This is a genomic window from Microbacterium oxydans (assembly GCF_000956405.1).
Taxonomy (GTDB): Bacteria; Actinomycetota; Actinomycetes; order Actinomycetales; family Microbacteriaceae; genus Microbacterium; species Microbacterium oxydans_C.
This window is the reverse complement of sequence record NZ_JYIV01000004.1, coordinates 1-16,303: the sequence shown is the minus strand read 5'-3', so window position 1 is coordinate 16,303 and position 16,303 is coordinate 1. Positions and strand designations below refer to the sequence as shown.

The following is a 16,303-nucleotide window of genomic DNA, read 5'->3' as shown; positions in this document are numbered from 1 at the left end:
GACAAGGCCCACCCCGGCCTGCTCCGGCCTGCTCCGACGAGACGTCAGACGAAGCGGATGGTCTGCTGCAGCCGGGTGCGCACGTCGAACAGCTCGTTGCCGCCGATCGCGCGCGCCTGGGGGACGCCTTGGCGCAGGACCATCGCCAGCGCGCTGCGCCGGACCACGACGACCGGCACTCCGCGGCTCGTGCCGAGCGGGGTGACGGCCTGGGCGAGGTCGTCGTCCGGCAGCACGATGATCGCCCCGCCGAATTTGACGCGCGCTGCCTTGGCGACAGCACGCATCCGGCCGAGGGCCGCGGTGACGGGCGCGCGGGTGCCGACGCTCGGGCCGGTGATCTCTCCGCGGCGGAAGCCGACCACTCCGCCGAAGTCCTCCGACATCACGCCGTACAGTCCTGAGGGGCCCAGCACCACGTGGTCGAGCTTGTCGTCGGCATCGGCTCCCACCGCGACGTCGTGCCACACCGTGTACCCCATGCCGAGGTCCGACACGGTGCGGGCGGTGGCCTCTTCCGCGAGCGCGTCGGCGAGGAGTCGGCGCAGATCGCGCGGGGCGGAGCGCACGAGCGCGGGGTCGTAGGGATCGGGGACCTCGACGCCACGTCCCGCCCACTCGCGGATCAGTGCGAGGTAGCGCTCACGACGCCAGCCGCCGGGGTGACCGTAGGAGCGGGCGCGCGGGCGGGTGTCGGTGCGGGCCGCGGGCGGACGCCATCCGCTCCAGCCCGGCGTCGAGTCGGTGCTCCCCGATCCGCCTGTGCCCCCTGAGCCGGTGGTGGATGAACCGGCCACTCCGGTGCGGCGGTCGTAGGCGGCACGGCTCTCGACGGTGCCGACCAGTTCCCACGCGCGCTGTACCTGGATGAACACCGCCGCGTCGCCCCCGGTGTCGGGGTGCGTCTGACGCAGGCGGAGACGGTAGGCGCGGCGCAGCTCGACGTCGTCGACGGCGGGGTCGACTTCGAGGATCTCGTAGGCCGAAGCCGAGAGCGGACTGTCGAACATCGCTCTCCCTCCGCGACCGGCATCCAGGATATCCGGCCGTTCTTGTGGGTACGCCCACTGCCTTCGAATCGCGCAACTGGTTCCATCCGGGGCGCGGATGGAACCATTCGCGCGATTCGAAGCGGGGTCAGTCCGGAACGTCGACGATGCGCTCGGCGCCGACGACGGGGACGACCGATCCGGCGGAGGCAGCGGCGATGTCATCGGTGAGCCGGGGGAGTTCTGCCTCGGGAGCCCAGAGCTCGAGCGTGGCCATGGCTGCATACGTCGGATCACCGAGTGTCGCCCCGTGATGCGCAGCCCAGTCGCGGAGCAGGTTGTCGTATCGACCAGCGTCCGCGTGCGGAACCTCGAGCGTGACCTGGCGGAGCGCCATCCGCCGCACGAGCGACGCCCGGTCGAGCGTCTCGGACACGGCAGACGAGTACGCGCGCACGAGCCCTCCGGCGCCGAGTTTGACGCCCCCGAAGTAGCGGGTGACCACCGCGACCACATCGGTCAGCTCGCGTCGTCGCAGCACCTCCAGCATCGGGATTCCCGCGGTGCCGGACGGCTCTCCGTCGTCGGACGACCGTGCCTGATCGCCGAGCAGCCCGGTGACCATCGCTGTGCAGTTGTGGTTGGCGTCCCACGCCCGCTTGCGGATCCCGGCGATCACGACCTCCGCCTGCTCGACCGAGGAGACGGGCTCGATGCGGGTGATGAAGCGCGACTTGCGGACGATGCTCTCGTGATCGACCGCGTCCGCGATGGTCGCGGGATAGGTGCGGGCGGAGGTCACCCGCCTCACGATACCGATGCGCTCAACGGTCGACGAAGGCCATCTGCTGCGGGTTGTAGCGGTCGCCGCTCACCCCGAGGCGGGTCGCGCGGGTCGTGAGATCCGCCATGGTCCTTTCGCCGTGGTCGCAGACGGATCGGCGGCGCTGGACCCTACGTTTACGCGCGGACAGGATCGTGAGGGAGTCCCTGACGGAACCCCGCTGATTAGAACCCCGCTGATCGGAACCCCGCTGATCGGAACCCCGCTGACCGGAACCCCCTTTCAGGTGCGGGCGGATCCATCGAACGGTGGAGAGGAGTGTCAGCCCCCTGCCCGATCCCCGCGACGGAGGCGGCGGCTGGACTTGATGCATGCTCCGTACCCTCCGTTCCCTTCCCCTGTGGCTCACCTCGCGGCGCGGCGGGTGGATCTCCCTGCTCGTCGCGGTCGTCGCGTTCACCGCTCTACTCGGTGCCCTGGGTCGGGCATCACTCCCCGCGGGGAACGATGTGGCTCCGCCGGACTCCGAATCCGCGCGGGCGGCTGTGCTCGCCGCGGGCTTCCCCGATGCCGACGAGCGCACGGTGCTCCTGGTCGCGACCAGAGACGACGGTGCACAGCTCGGCGATGCCGATCTCGACGCCCTGGCCGACCTCGCGGCGGACGTCCGAGCCGAGTCCGGGCGCGAGCCGCATGGACCGATCGTCAGCGACGACGGAGAGGCCGCGGCGATCCAGGCGACGCTGACCCTGGAAGACGACGACGCCGCCGCTGACGCCGTGCGCGATCTGCGCGACGCCGTGACGCAGCATCCGATCGACGGAGTGAGTGTGCAGGTCACCGGCGGACCCGCGTTCGGTGTGGACGTCGCCTCGGCGTTCGGCGGGGCCGACTTCACGCTGTTGATGGTGACCCTCGGGATCGTCGCGCTGCTGCTCATCGTCACGTACCGCTCGCCTGTGCTGTGGATGGTCCCGCTGGTGGTTGTCGCGCTCGCCGATCAGCTGGCGAACAAGGCGACGGCGACGATCGGCGCGGGCCTCGGACTGCAGTTCGACTCCGGCATCGTGAGTGTCCTCGTCTTCGGCGCCGGCACGAACTACGCCCTCCTGCTGATCTCGCGCTATCGCGAGGATCTCGCGCGCGAGACCGATCACCGCCGGGCCCTCGTGAGCGCATGGCGGGCCACCGCACCGGCGATCGTCGCCTCGAACGTGACCGTGGTCCTCGCCCTGTCGACTCTGGTCCTCGCGGTGATCCCCGGCACACGCGGGCTCGGTATCGCGTCCGCCGTGGGGCTCCTGATCGCGCTCGCCGCCGTGCTGCTGGTGCTGCCGCCCGCGCTCGCCGTGTGCGGGCGGCGCCTCTTCTGGCCGTTCGCGCCGCGGGTGGGCGATGCCGCCGTGACGGGTCGTGTGTGGGGTGCGGTGGCGCAGCGTGTCTCCCGGCGCCCGTGGGTGCCGCTGGTCGGGGCGCTCGCGTTGCTCGGCGTCTTCGCAGGTGGTCTCGCGGGGGCCTCAGTCGGGCTCACGCAAGTCGAGAAGTTCCGTGTCGCTTCCGAGTCGGCGGCGGGTCTCACAGCGCTCGGCGAGCACTTCCCCGCGGGAGAGGCCCAGCCGATGATCGTGATCGGCGATGTGGCGGACACCGATGCGCTGACCGCGGCGATCGGCGATGTGCCCGGGGTGCTCCGGGTGTCGACGACAGGAGAGAGCACCGACGGCGCGCTCGTCCGGCTGCTCGTCGTGGGACATCCGGCGCCGGGAACGCCCGAGAGCCTCGACCTGGTCGGGGCAGTGCGAGAGGCCGCGCATGCCGTGCCTGGTGACGCCGTGGTCGGCGGCCCGGTGGCGGCCGACCTCGACGCGCGCGAGGGCAACCAGCGCGACCTGCTCCTGATCGTCCCGCTCGTGCTCGCGGTCAGTCTGCTCGTGCTCATCGTGCTCCTGCGCTCCCTGGTGGCGCCCGTACTGCTGCTCGCGGTGAACATCCTCAGCGCGGTCGCCGCGATCGGTGCGGGCACCTGGTTGAGCCGCGTCCTCTTCGGATGGGAGGCGCTGGACCTGCAGGTGCCGCTGCTCTCGTTCCTGTTCCTCGTGGCGCTGGGGATCGACTACACGATCTTCCTCGTCCATCGGACGCGCGTGGAGGCGCGGACCGTCGGCACCCGTCAGGGGATGGTGCGCGCACTCACGGCGACGGGCGGCGTCATCACCAGCGCGGGTGTCGTGCTCGCCGCGGTGTTCGCCGCGCTCGGATTGCTGCCCCTGGTCACGCTCGGGCAGATCGGGCTCATCGTCGGCATCGGAGTGCTGGTCGACACCTTCGTGGTGCGCACGCTGGTGGTTCCGGCGATCTTCGCGATCGTCGGCGAGCGGATGTGGTGGCCGGGAAATGCAGGGCGGAGACGATCCCGCGCGGATCGAGGCGGAGAACGGCCGGACGGGGGAGAATACGAGCATGCCGCCGTCGCCAGCACCCGAGATGCGAGCTGAATCGTCGCCTACGGAGTCGTCGCGGACGGAGCGCGCGGCCGGCTTCCGCGCTCCGCGCACGTGGGCGAGCCTGGTGGGATCGATCCGGATCGGCCAAGCCGCGATCACGGTCGTGCTGCTGGTGGTCGGGGCGTGGCGCGCGGCGGTGGACGGCGTGCCGCTGCCCTGGGTGCTCGCCCTCTCGCTCGTGTTCCTCGGATGGTACGGAGGCGGGCTGCTGCTCGCGGAGCGCACCGCGGACCGCCGTCTGGCGACGTGGTGGCTGCTCGGACTCACGCTCATCTGGCTCGGTGCGGTCGTGGTGTCGCCCGAGTTCGTCTGGCTCGCGTTCTCCCTGTGGCTGCTCGCCGGATACGTGATGCGCCTGCGCTGGGCGCTCCTGCTCAGCGCGGTGATCCTCGCCGTGGTGGTCACCGCCCCGCTGCTGCACACCGGCACGACGACCTATGCGAACGTGATCGGTCCCCTCGTCGGCGGGGTCTTCGCGCTGGGGATCTCCCGCGGATACCTCGAACTCGTCCGCGACGGACGGGAGCGACGCCGACTGATCGCCTCGCTCGTGGCGACCCAGGAGGAGATGGCCGCTCTGCAGGACGAGCTGGCCCGTACCCAGCGCGAATCGGGGGCGAGCGAGGAGCGCACCAGGGTGTCGCGTGACATCCACGACACCGTGGCGCAGAGTCTGTCGTCCATCGGGATGCTCACGCGGGCCGCTCTGGAGGCGGACGACCCGGCGCAGCGCACCCGTGCTCTCGAGCAGGTCGGCGCGCTCGCCGCGGAGGGGATGGCCGATGCGCGGCGCATCGTGAACGCTCTGATGCCCGCCGAGCTCGAGTCGACCGCGCTCGGCGATGCCCTGGCCCGGATGCTCGAGCGCCTCGCCGAGGAGACCGGCATCGAGGCGACTCTGCACGCCGACGACGACCTGCCCTCGCTCGGCATCGACGCCGAGGTCGCCCTGCTCCGTACGGCGCAGTCCGCCCTCGCGAACGTCCGCTCCCATGCGGCCGCCACCAGGGTCGTCGTCACCCTCGCGGACGCGGGTGATGCGGTGCGGCTCGACATCGTCGATGACGGGATCGGCTTCGATGCACGGCAGTGGGACCGACAGCGGGAGGCGCAGGGCGCAGGCGGCGGCTACGGATTGCGCTCGATGCGTGCGCGCCTGCGGGAACTCGGCGGCGGACTCGACGTGGAGAGCGCACCGGGCGACGGCACGGCGCTCTCGGCGCACATCCCTCTCGGCGGCACCGCTCAGGGGCGACGGAGCGGGGTGGAGGCATGAACGCGGTGCGTGTGCTGCTCGTCGACGACCACCCGATCGTCCGGGCCGGCGTGCGCTCGCTGTTCGACCATCGTGACGACGTCGAGGTGGTCGGTGAGGCGGCGTCAGGGGAGGAGGCCGTGGCTCTCGCACGACACCTGCATCCGGACGTGGTCCTGTGCGACCTGCGGCTCGGCGACGGGATGGACGGCGTGCAGACGACCGCCGCCCTCCGCGCGCAGGAACCGGCGCCCGCCGTGCTGATCCTGACGACGTTCGACCGCGATGCCGAGATCCTGGGAGCGATCGAGGCGGGCGCAGCCGGCTACCTCCTCAAGGATGTGGCGCCGGACGACATCGCGCGCGCGATCCGTCAGGCGGCGTCGGGAGCGCTCGTGCTCACCCCCGAGCTCAGCGAGCGCGTCGTGCGGGTCATGCGTGCGCCGCGGGTGCGCCTGACCGACCGCGAGCTGGAGGTGCTGCGGCTGCTCGACACGGGCGCATCCAACCGCGAGATCGCGAAGACCCTGTTCGTCACGGAGGCCACCGTGAAGACCCACCTCGTGCACGTGTTCGAGAAGCTCGGTGCGGACAGCCGCGCACGCGCCATCGCCATCGCGCACGAGACCGGTCTGCTCTGAGTCGCCCGGCCCGTTCTGAGTCACCCGGCCCGCGACAGGCCTGTTCTCAACCGTTCGATGGATCCCCGGAACGGTCATCCCGGCGAGGCTGGGATCAGACCGAAAGGATTCCCGATGCGCAGGCTCTTCTCCGCCGCATTCGCCTACATGCTCGTGGGCGTCGCCTCCGGACTCTTCTACCGAGAGTTCACCAAGATCAACGACTTCCCCGAGGGTGAATCGACGCAGCTCGGCCTCGTGCACACACATCTGCTCGTGCTCGGCTTCGTCGTCCTGCTGATCGTCCTCCTCCTCGAGAAGGCCTTCGCGCTCTCCGAGAGCCGCCTGTTCGGGTGGTTCTTCTGGCTGTACAACGCGGGCCTCGTGCTCACGACGGCCATGATGATCTGGCACGGCAGCCTCACGGTGCTCGGCCAGGAGTCGAGCGGCATGATCGCCGGCATCGCGGGCCTCGGCCACATCCTCCTCAGCGCCGCCATGATCCTGCTGTTCCTCGCGCTCCGGAAGCGACTGTTCGCTCCGAAGCCCGCCGTCTGACAACCTTCGAATCGCGCAAATGGTCGCATCTCCGACGGGGATGCGACCATTTGCGCGATTCGAAACGGGGAACCGTCAGTCCGCCTCCACCGAGTCGTCGCGCAGGTGGGCGATGTGCGCCGCGTGCCGCGCCAGATGATTCGGCGAGCGGCGCACGAACAGCCACGCCACGATCAGCACCAGGAACCAGATCGGCGTCACGAGCAGTGCGGTCAGCGTGTCGGGCTGGGTCGTCAGCGCCCACAGGATGAACACGAAGAAGGCCAGGACGACGTAGACCATGAACACGCCGCCGGGCAGCCGGAACGTCGACGCGGCGACCTTGTCCTTGCGGGTGCGCCGGTACGCGAGGTAGCTGCACAGGAAGATGGTCCACACGAACATGAAGCACAGTGCCGAGACCGTGGTGACCATGTCGAACGCGGTGCCGATGTCCTTGCCCGCGTACAGCAGCACCACGCCGGAGAGCAGCAGGATGCACGACAGGAAGAGCGCGTTCTGCGGCACGCGGCGGCGGGAGAGGCGGGCGAACATGCGCGGGGCGTCGCCGTCCTGTGCGAGCCCGAACACCATGCGCGAGGTCGAGTAGATGCCGGAGTTGGCGCTCGACATGGCCGAGGTCAGCACCACGAGGTTCACGACCGTCGCGGCGATGCCCAGACCCGCGAGGGCGAACATCGCGATGAAGGGGCTCTCGCCGGCCACGTACTCCGTCCACGGGGTGACCGCCATCAGCACGATGAGCGCGCCCACGTAGAACAGCAGCACGCGGATCGGGATCGCGTTGATCGCCTTCGGCAGGTTGCGCTTCGGGTCCTTGGTCTCGGCCGCGGCGGTGCCGACGAGCTCGATGCCGACGAACGCGAACACGGCGATCTGGAAACCGGCGACGAAGCCCATGAAGCCGTGCGGGAACATGCCGCCCTTGTCCCACAGGTTCGAGAAGCTCGCAGTGCCGGCGTCGTGCTGGAAGCCGGTGAAGATCATCACGAGTCCCGTCACGATCAGCGCGACGATCGCGACGATCTTGATCAGCGCGAACCAGAACTCCATCTCGCCGAACGCGGCGACGGTCGGCAGGTTCAGAGCGAGCAGGATGACGACCACGAGGACGCCGGGGATCCACAGCGGGATGCCCGGGATCAGCGCGTCGGTGTAGCCGGCGATCGCGATCACGTCGGCGACGCCGGTGACCACCCAGCAGAACCAGTAGGTCCAGCCGGTGAAGAAGCCCGCCCAGGGGCCGAGGAGGTCGCTCGCGAAGTCGCTGAACGACTTGTACTTCAGGTTCGACAGCAGCAGCTCGCCCATCGCCCGCATGACGAAGAAGAGCATGAACCCGATGATCATGTAGACGAAGATCACCGACGGGCCCGCGACCGAGATGGTCTTGCCGCTGCCCATGAACAGTCCGGTGCCGATGGCGCCGCCGATCGCGAGCAGTTGGATGTGGCGGTTGCTCAACGCGCGCCGCAGGTGCTGTTCCTCTCCGTCCGCGGCGACTTCGCGCTCGCGTCCGGTTCCCCCCGTGTACTGCTTGGTCACTTTCTTCCTCCGGTCGTCGTCGACGGTGTCGATCCGACGGTACCCGTCGACCCCGCGATGCTCGGAATCGAGATCCGGTATTCCGTCGCGCCGAATCGATTCGATAGTCTTGTCGCACCCCCCCCCGATCAACCCCTCAGTTCTGCGAGCCGCTCCTTCATGGCCACCTCCCTCACCACGGGCCGTCCGTGGCGCGTCATCCTTGCCTTCTCCATCCCGCTCCTGCTCGGCAACGTGGTGCAGCAGCTGTACCAGTTCGCCGACGCCATCGTCGTCGGTCGGCACCTCGGCGTCACCTCTCTCGCGGCGGTGGGCGCGACCGGCAGCCTGCTGTTCCTCCTGCTCGGATTCGCCTGGGGCCTGACGAGCGGCTTCGCGATCCCGATCGCCCAGGCCTTCGGAGCGAGGGACGACGCGGCCGTGCGTCGTTCGGTGGCCACCGGGGTTCTGCTGAGCGCCATCACGAGCGTGATCCTGACGATCGGAGCGCCCCTCCTCGCCGGTCCGATCCTCGCGCTGCTGCAGACGCCGCCGGAGCTGATGGCCGAGGCCACGATCTTCACCCAGATCAGCTTCCTCGGCGCGAGCGCGACGATGTTCTTCAACTACCTCTCCGCGATCATCCGCGCGATCGGAGACTCCAAGACCCCGCTGGTGTTCCTCACCGTGTCGTGCGCCCTGAACGTCGGGCTCGTCGTGCTGATGGTCGGGCCGCTGGAGTGGGGCGTGGGCGGAGCCGCGCTCGCGACCGTGGTCGCCCAGGCGGTCTCGGTCGCCCTGTGCCTCGAGTTCGTGCGCCGACGGTTGCCCATGCTCCACCTGCGCCGTGCCGACTGGCGCATCACCCGCGCAGACATCGCAGAGCACCTGCGCCTCGGCCTGCCCATGGGGTTCCAGGCATCGATCATCGCCATCGGCACGCTGACCGTGCAGGTCGCGTTGAACACCCTCGGTGCGGATGCGGTCGCGGCCTACACGACCGGCTCCCGCGTCGACAGTCTCGCGGTGGCTCTGCTGTCGTCGCTCGGGCTCGCGGTCTCGATGTACGCCGCGCAGAACCACGGAGGTCGTCGTCCCGATCGCATCCGTCGCGGCGTGGTCGAGGCGACCTGGATGGCCGTCGTCGCCGGATTGGTCCTCGGCGGACTGCTCATCGCCTTCGGTGCGCCGATGGTGCGTCTGTTCATCGGCGCGGGGTCGGACGACGTCGTGGATGATGCGCATCGGATGCTCATCATCAACGGCTGCGGGTACTGGGCGCTGGGCATGCTGTTCGTGCTGCGTGGAGCCCTGCAGGGCCTGGGCCACACGCTCGTCCCCACGGTCACCGGCGTGATCGAGCTCGTGATGCGCGTGGGAGCCGCGATCGTGCTGGGCGCGTGGATCGGATTCGACGGAGTCGCTCTGAGCAACCCGCTCGCGTGGCTCGGCGCGATCGTCCTCCTCGTCCCCGCGTACGTCCGCGCACATCACGCCCTCGGCCGGCTGCCCATCGACCCCGCGGAGGCCACGGAGACCTCAGCCATCGCGATCGTCGGCCCGACCGACGGATCGATGGTCGTGGATGCCGTGGTCACCCAGCCGGTCCGCGTCGTCCGCGCGCGCCGCCTGCGCTGGCCGCGTCGTCGCTGACGGGGTCGTCGATCGGTCGCGTCGTCGCTTTGTCCGCACCGCACGGATATCCCTCTTCAGGATGATGCGGATCGCACTTGAGACGGATGCCCTTCCCGGGAGACACTTCTAATGTCGAATGAGTGGAGTAACCACTGACGGGGGGTCGTCATGACGACATTGAGAGTGGCCAGCGATCTGGCTGCGGTGATGGTGCCGATCGGTTACGTGGGTGCGGCGCTCGCCGCCATCTTCGCGATCGTCGCGGCGGTCGCGATCGTCCGAGGAGCCGGTGGGCTCGCCGGGGGCGCGGTGGGATTGTGGATCGTGGGAGCGCTGATGAGCTGCGCGGCGTCGTTCGCGCGCGACTGGACGCCGCTCATCCTGGCGGGTGGATCGCTTGTGGCGATGCTCATCATCGGTGCCGTCGTGCGTGCGATCGTCAATGCGGCCGCTGTGGGACGCAGCGACCGCACGGTCGAGGAGGCGCTGCCGACGGCGGTTCCCGTCTCGAAGGCGCCGACTGCTCCCACACCGAAGCCGGTACTCACCAAGACCGGGCCTGCGACCGCTTCGGTCGCGATCGTGCGCTGAGCGCTCAGCGGTAGTCGCGGTCGCGGTGCTGCCCGGTCTCGTCTCCGGCCTGCACGCGCTCTGCTTCTCGCGCCCTCAGCTCCACGCGGCGGATCTTCCCCGAGATCGTCTTCGGCAGTTCCGGCACGAACTCGATGATCCGCACCCACAGATGCGAGGAGAGCCGCTCGTGCGCGTACGCGAAGATCGCACGCGCCGCCTCGGTCTCTGCGTTCGTGGAGTCCGGTGTCAGGCAGACGTAGGCCTTCGGCACGGCCAGGCGCGTCGGGTCGGGGCTCGGGATCACGGCCGCCTCGACCACGAGCTCATGCTCGAGCAGCACCGACTCGAGCTCGAAGGGCGAGATCTTGTAGTCCGAGGCCTTGAACACGTCGTCGGAGCGACCCACATAGGTGAGGTAGCCCTCGTCGTCGCGCACCGCGATGTCGCCGGTGTGGTGATAGCCGCCTGCCCGTGATTCCGCGGTCTTCTCCGGGTCGTCGTAGTACCCGGCCATGAGTCCGAGCGGTGGGTGCGCCAGGTCGAGTGCGATCTCGCCCTCTCCGTCGACGACCTTCCCGGTGACGGGGTCCAGCAGCACGACCGGGTAGCCGGGCAACGGCCGACCCATGGAGCCGACCTTGACGGTCTGACCGGGGGAGTTCCCGATGCAGGCGGTCATCTCGGTCTGTCCGAAGCCGTCGCGGATCGTTCCGCCCCAGGCGTCGCGCACTCTGTCGATGACTTCGGGGTTCAGGGGTTCTCCCGCGCCCACGAGCTCACGGGGCGGGTGCGTCAGGCGGGCGAGATCGGCCTGGATCAGCATGCGCCACACCGTCGGCGGCGCGCAGAAGGTCGACACGTGATGGGTGTCCATGACCTGCATGAGCGTGTTCGCGTCGAAGCGCGCGTAGTTGTAGACGAAGACGGTCGCCCCGGCGAGGAACGGCGAGTAGAAGCTCGACCACGCATGCTTGGCCCAGCCGGGCGACGAGATGTTCAGGTGCACGTCGTCGGGGCGCACGCCGAGCCACCACATGGTCGACAGGTGTCCGATCGGGTACGAGGCGTGCGTGTGCTGCACGAGCTTCGGCCGGTTGGTGGTGCCGGAGGTGAAGTACAGCAGCGCGGTGTCGGACGACGGGGTGGGGCCGTCGGGCTCGAAACTCGCGGGGGCTGTGGTGGAGTCGTCGAAGGAGGCCCAGTCCGATGGCAGGTCGGTGCCCACGCCGATGCGCAGGATGCCCTGGTCGATGTCGGCGAGACGGTCGGCGAGCGCTCCGAGCGTGACGACAGCCCGCGCGCGCCCGTGGTCGACACGATAGGCGAGGTCAACCGCGGACAGGAGCGTCGAGGTCGGGATCGAGACGGCACCGAGCTTCGTGATCGCCAGCATCACCTCCCACAGCTCGATCGTGTTGTTCAGCATGACGATCACGTGGTCGCCGCGACGGATGCCGATGCGGGTGAGCCAGGCGGCCACCTGGTCGGAGCGGGTCGAGAGCTCGCCGTAGGTCCAGGAGCGAAGACTGAGGTCGGCCTCCACGATCTGCACGGCGGGGCGATCGGGCTTCTCGCCCGCGATGACGTCGAACCACTCGAGGGCGAAGTTGAACTCGTCGACCTCGGGCCAGGCGAATCCCTCTCTCGCCGCGGCATAGTCGGTCGCGTTCGTGAAGAGGAAGTCCCGCATCTCCCGGATGGTGTGCGTGGCGGCGGTGGCGCTGCGGCTCATGGTGCTCCCTTGCTCCTTGCTGGCGTGCACTCCATCCTGGCGCATGGGTCGGCGCCAGGAGAACGGTCAGGCCCAGGAGAACCGTCAGGTGGAGAGGACTCCCGGTCCGTCGCGGAGCTCGAAGACGAGCTGGGTCTCGGTCCCCCGCACGACCGGGTGGACGGTGATGTGCTCGAGCACGATGTCGCGAAGTGCCGTCGCGTCCTGCACCGCGACATGCACGAGGAAGTCGTCGACCCCGGCGACGTGGAACACCTGCAGGACGCGGGGGATGCCCGCGAGCGCGTCGAACAGGGCGGTGACCTTGGCTCCGGTGTGGTTCGCGAGGCGCACCTTGATGATCGCCTGCAGGGGGAAGCCGAGGGCTGCGCCATCGACGCGGATGCGGGTGTCGCGGATCACCCCGCGCTCACGCAGCGCTCGCACCCGATGCGCGCATGTGGACTCGGCGAGACCGAGCCGATGCGCGAGCGCCTTGTTGGTGGTCTCGGCGTCGCGGGTCAGCACCGCGAGCAGCTCGAGATCGATCTCGTCGAGTTGGGCTTTCGCCAAGGGGAGGCCTCCTCGCCTGCGCGGTATTGCACAGAATAGCGTTTCTGCTCCCTGATCCGACGTCCTCTGTCGAATCCCTGCACTTTCATCGTGATTCCGGCAACGTGGAGGCATGACTGCACCGCTGCATCCTGACACCATCGCCGTCCACAGCGGGCGCTCCGATCTCGAGGGTCTCGGGGTCCACGCGCTGCCGATCGATCTGTCGACCACGAACCCGCTGCCCGACATCGAGCGCGGTGGCGACTCGTACGAGGCCATGGCGACCGGCGGGCGTCCCCCGGCGGACGGCAGCATGGTCTATGCGCGGCTGTGGAACCCGACCGTGGCCCGGTTCGAAGAGGCGCTGGCTGAGCTCGAGCATGCCGAGGCCGCCGTGGCCTTCGCCTCGGGCATGGCCGCGATGACGGCGGTGATCCTCGCCCATACGGGTGCGACCGGCACGCGGCACGTCGTCGCGGTGCGTCCGCTCTATGGCGGCACCGACCATCTCCTCGGCTCGGGACTGCTCGGCGTCGAGACCACCTACTGCCACCCCGACGAGGTCGCGGCCGCTGTGCGCCCCGACACGGGTCTCGTCGTGGTGGAGACGCCGGCGAACCCCACTCTCGACATCGCCGACATCGCCGACGTGGTCCGGCAGGCGGGGGCGGTCCCTGTCGTGGTCGACAACACGTTCGCGACTCCCGTGCTGCAGAACCCCATCGATCTGGGGGCGGCGATGTCGCTGCACAGCGCCACGAAGTACCTCGGCGGACATGGCGACGTGATCGCCGGCGTCGTCGCCTGCAGCGAGGAGACGGCGGAGGCGTTGCGCCGTGTGCGGGCAGTGACCGGAGGGCTGCTTCATCCGCTCGGGGCCTATCTGCTGCACCGCGGACTCACCACGCTTCCGGTGCGGGTGCGGCACCAGCAGGAGAGCGCGCGTCGGATCGTGCAGTGGTTGAGCGACCGGCCAGAGGTCGCGGAGGTCTTCTATCCGGGACTCGACGGCGACCCGCGCGGCATCCTCGAGCGGCAGATGCGCGGCACCGGCGCGATGATCGCGATGCGCATGCGTGGCGGGTTCGCCGCGGCCTCCGCCGTCACGACGGCGACCGTGTTGTTCACGCACGCGGTGTCGCTCGGCGGCGTGGACTCGCTGATCCAGCATCCGGCGGCACTCACTCATCGTCCGGTGCCCCCGGAGGCACGTCCGGCAGCCGACGTGCTGCGGCTGTCGATCGGGCTGGAGGACGTCGACGACCTGATCGCCGATCTCGCCCAGGCCTTCACGGCCGTCCCGGCCTTCGATTCCGAAGTGCCGCTCTCCGACCGGGTCACCTCCTCGCGCGACGCACACCGGGGGGGCGGTGCGCGCCTGAGGGGGTGGCTCAGCGCCCGTGAACGGTCAGCGCGGCCGCCGCATCGGTGAGGTGACTCAGGGCGAAGGGAGGCGGATCGTCCCGGTCGCGAGGCGCTCCGTCGGCATCCGGTCGCGGTCGTAGGTGATCTCGTCGTAGCCGTGCGGGGTGGGCACTCCGTCGTCGTCGAGGCTCACGAAGACGATCTTGTCGATCGTGAGGATGCGCTTGCGGGTGATCATGTTCCTCGCCACCGCGCGCATGGTCAGCGACGTGGTGCCGAAGTGCGTCGCCTGCAGGCCGATCTCGATCAGGTCGCCCTGCACGGCCGAGGCCTCGAAGTTGATCTCCGAGATGTGCTTGGTGACGGCGCGGTAGTTGCCCAGCTGCACGATCGCGTAGATCGCGGCTTCCTCGTCGATCCACTTCAGCAGACTCCCGCCGAACAGGGAGCCGTTCGCGTTCAGGTCCTCGGGCCGCACCCATTTGCGGGTGCGGAAGTTGAGTCCGTCCTCCGACCACTGCCACGCCGGTGCTTTGTTCTTCGCCATGCGCACGAGGCTAGGCGGCGCGTGAGTCGGAGAGGTTACGGCTCGTTTTCACGGAGGGCACGGTCGGCGGCGCCCCCCGTTTGTGCATTCCACACAAGAAACTGAGTTCCAGCGGCACTGAGACTTGGTTTCGATCGGCAAATCCGGATCCTGCATATCGGTGCGCCCATACAGTCGCCGGTGGCAACGACGCCACTGACCCCCGGGAGTCCTCAATGACGAGTACCACACCCCATTCGCACGGCATCGGCATGCGCATCGCCGTCATCGTGCTCAGCCTGCTGCTGGCCGCCATGGTGATCCTGTTCTTCGTGACGACGAGCACGATCGCCGCGGGAGCCTCCGACCTCGCCGACGGCACCACGTCGGCCAAGGACGGCTCTGCCGAGCTTGCCGCCGGCGCTGCGGACCTCTCCACGGGGGCATCCCGGCTCGCCGCGGGCACGCAGGACCTCTCGGCGGGAGCCGCCAGTGCGCAGGAGGGGTCGCAGAAGCTGAGCGACGGTGCCACGACCGCAGCCACCGGCGCGACGACCCTGGCCGAGGGGGCGAACACCCTCGCCGTCGGCGCTTCCACTGCCGTGGTCGGTGCGGGCAAGGTCAGCGGGGGCGCGCAGACGGCACTCTCCGGTGCACAGGAGCTCGCGACCAAGATGGCGCAGGCGGACGCCGGTGCGCAGTCGCTGTCGGCCGGGGTCTCGACCCTCGCCGCGGGCGTCAACGGCGCGCACGCGTACGCGAACGGCGTGCTCGACGGCGCGACGAAGCTCAGCCAGACCCTCGGCACCAAGGTCAACGCCGACGTGGTGGCTCTCGCGCAGCCCGGTGCACAGACGCTCCTCCAGGGTGTCGCGGCCGCAGCGCCCGGCCACTCGCAGCAGCTCGCCGACGCCCTTGCGGGGATGTCCGCCGCCGACCCGCAGAACCCGCAGCTGGAGGCTCTCGCCACTCTGGCCGCCGGAGTCGACCGGGAAGTCGACGCGATGGCTCCCGTCGCAGCCAAGGGATCCGAGCTCGCGCAGGGGCTCGTCGCGGCAGCCGCCGGCTCTGCGCAGGTGACAGGTGGCGTCAACGCTCTCATCCACGGTGACGCGTCCCGCCAGTGGCCCGGCACCACGGCGCTGGTCGCTCCCCAGGGTGCGCCGGCTCTCGTCGCCGGCGCGCAGGCTCTGCACTCCGGCACCTCGCAGCTCTCCGCCGGTGCCGCGCGGCTCGCCTCGGGCCTGCAGACGCTCTCCACCGGCGCATCCTCCCTGTACTCGGGAACGGCGAACCTCAGTGCCGGGGCGACCCGCCTGAACGACGGTGCCTCGACGCTCGCCACCGGTGTCGGCGCATTGCAGACCGGTGCGGGCGACCTCAATGCGGGGATCGAGAAGCTCTCGGCGGGTGCCGCCACCGTCGCAGACGGCTCCGGCGAACTCGCGGCCGGCGGGGACAGGCTCGAGGCCGGGGCAGCCGACCTCGCCGCGGGCAACGGCCTGATCGCGGACGGATCGGGCACGCTCGCGACCGCTACGGCGGGAGCTGCGCCGTCCGTGACGCCGTGGGGCCTGGGCATCGCCCTCGCAGGGCTGATCGCGATCGGATTCTGGGTCGGTCACCGCATCTCGCATCGCCGCGCACTGGCTCTGATCGCCTGACCGCCTGACCGCCGCCACGCGACCCCCCCCGCCCCCACCC

At 69.7% G+C, this 16,303-nt stretch carries 14 protein-coding genes; 8 read left to right on the top strand and 6 right to left on the bottom strand.

What is annotated here, in order from left to right; all coding sequences use genetic code 11:
* Positions 1 to 44: 44 nt before the first annotated feature.
* Together RN51_RS00105 and RN51_RS00100 are read right to left on the bottom strand one after the other, a co-directional pair.
* A complete protein-coding gene (locus tag RN51_RS00105; RefSeq protein ID WP_045262014.1) occupies positions 45 to 1,010 on the bottom strand; it encodes a DnaJ domain-containing protein in 966 nt (321 codons plus the stop codon).
* 127 nt (positions 1,011 to 1,137) lie between these two features.
* Positions 1,138 to 1,791 carry an IMPACT family protein gene (locus RN51_RS00100; RefSeq protein WP_045262013.1) on the bottom strand — a complete coding sequence of 218 codons (654 nt, stop codon included), beginning with the start codon at positions 1,789 to 1,791 and terminating at the stop codon, positions 1,138 to 1,140.
* A gap of 353 nt (positions 1,792 to 2,144) precedes the next feature.
* Between RN51_RS00100 and RN51_RS00095 the strand changes: the two genes are divergently transcribed.
* The 4 genes from RN51_RS00095 to RN51_RS00080 all read left to right on the top strand — a co-directional run bounded on the left by RN51_RS00095 (position 2,145) and on the right by RN51_RS00080 (position 6,710).
* Complete coding sequence (locus RN51_RS00095; protein WP_045262012.1) at positions 2,145 to 4,268, top strand: MMPL family transporter; 2,124 nt, start codon at positions 2,145 to 2,147, stop codon at positions 4,266 to 4,268.
* Complete coding sequence (locus RN51_RS00090; protein ID WP_082066163.1) at positions 4,234 to 5,553, top strand: histidine kinase; 1,320 nt, start codon at positions 4,234 to 4,236, stop codon at positions 5,551 to 5,553. Before RN51_RS00095 ends, RN51_RS00090 begins: the two co-directional genes overlap by 35 nt.
* Positions 5,550 to 6,173, top strand: a complete 624-nt coding sequence (locus RN51_RS00085) for a response regulator (RefSeq protein ID WP_045262011.1) — start codon at positions 5,550 to 5,552, stop codon at positions 6,171 to 6,173. The genes RN51_RS00090 and RN51_RS00085 overlap by 4 nt, the downstream gene beginning before the upstream one ends.
* A 114-nt stretch (positions 6,174 to 6,287) precedes the next feature.
* The gene (locus RN51_RS00080) at positions 6,288 to 6,710 is read left to right on the top strand and encodes a DUF2871 domain-containing protein (protein ID WP_045262010.1); all 423 of its coding nucleotides are present in this window, start codon (positions 6,288 to 6,290) and stop codon (positions 6,708 to 6,710) included.
* 75 nt (positions 6,711 to 6,785) lie between these two features.
* Here RN51_RS00080 and cycA read toward each other — a convergent pair whose 3' ends face one another.
* Positions 6,786 to 8,255: a D-serine/D-alanine/glycine transporter gene (gene cycA, locus RN51_RS00075; protein WP_045262017.1), complete on the bottom strand. Its 1,470-nt coding sequence runs from the start codon at positions 8,253 to 8,255 to the stop codon at positions 6,786 to 6,788.
* Positions 8,256 to 8,414: 159 nt separating this feature from the next.
* On the opposite strand from cycA, the gene RN51_RS00070 reads away from it, so the two are divergent.
* The gene (locus RN51_RS00070; protein ID WP_045262009.1) at positions 8,415 to 9,887 is read left to right on the top strand and encodes an MATE family efflux transporter; all 1,473 of its coding nucleotides are present in this window, start codon (positions 8,415 to 8,417) and stop codon (positions 9,885 to 9,887) included.
* A gap of 150 nt (positions 9,888 to 10,037) precedes the next feature.
* The gene (locus RN51_RS00065) at positions 10,038 to 10,460 is read left to right on the top strand and encodes a hypothetical protein (protein WP_156149044.1); all 423 of its coding nucleotides are present in this window, start codon (positions 10,038 to 10,040) and stop codon (positions 10,458 to 10,460) included.
* A gap of 4 nt (positions 10,461 to 10,464) precedes the next feature.
* Here RN51_RS00065 and RN51_RS00060 read toward each other — a convergent pair whose 3' ends face one another.
* Both RN51_RS00060 and RN51_RS00055 read right to left on the bottom strand, forming a co-directional pair.
* Positions 10,465 to 12,174 carry an AMP-binding protein gene (locus RN51_RS00060; RefSeq protein WP_045262007.1) on the bottom strand — a complete coding sequence of 570 codons (1,710 nt, stop codon included), beginning with the start codon at positions 12,172 to 12,174 and terminating at the stop codon, positions 10,465 to 10,467.
* An 84-nt stretch (positions 12,175 to 12,258) separates the two neighbouring features.
* Positions 12,259 to 12,726: an Lrp/AsnC family transcriptional regulator gene (locus RN51_RS00055; protein WP_045262006.1), complete on the bottom strand. Its 468-nt coding sequence runs from the start codon at positions 12,724 to 12,726 to the stop codon at positions 12,259 to 12,261.
* A 112-nt stretch (positions 12,727 to 12,838) separates the two neighbouring features.
* Between RN51_RS00055 and RN51_RS00050 the strand changes: the two genes are divergently transcribed.
* Positions 12,839 to 14,140, top strand: a complete 1,302-nt coding sequence (locus tag RN51_RS00050) for a trans-sulfuration enzyme family protein (protein WP_082066161.1) — start codon at positions 12,839 to 12,841, stop codon at positions 14,138 to 14,140.
* Between the two features lie 6 nt (positions 14,141 to 14,146).
* Here RN51_RS00050 and RN51_RS00045 read toward each other — a convergent pair whose 3' ends face one another.
* Positions 14,147 to 14,620, bottom strand: a complete 474-nt coding sequence (locus RN51_RS00045; RefSeq protein ID WP_045262015.1) for an acyl-CoA thioesterase — start codon at positions 14,618 to 14,620, stop codon at positions 14,147 to 14,149.
* A 215-nt stretch (positions 14,621 to 14,835) separates the two neighbouring features.
* Between RN51_RS00045 and RN51_RS00040 the strand changes: the two genes are divergently transcribed.
* Positions 14,836 to 16,263 (top strand): hypothetical protein, encoded by a 1,428-nt coding sequence (locus RN51_RS00040; protein ID WP_082066157.1) that lies wholly within the window; start codon positions 14,836 to 14,838, stop codon positions 16,261 to 16,263.
* Positions 16,264 to 16,303: the final 40 nt, after the last annotated feature.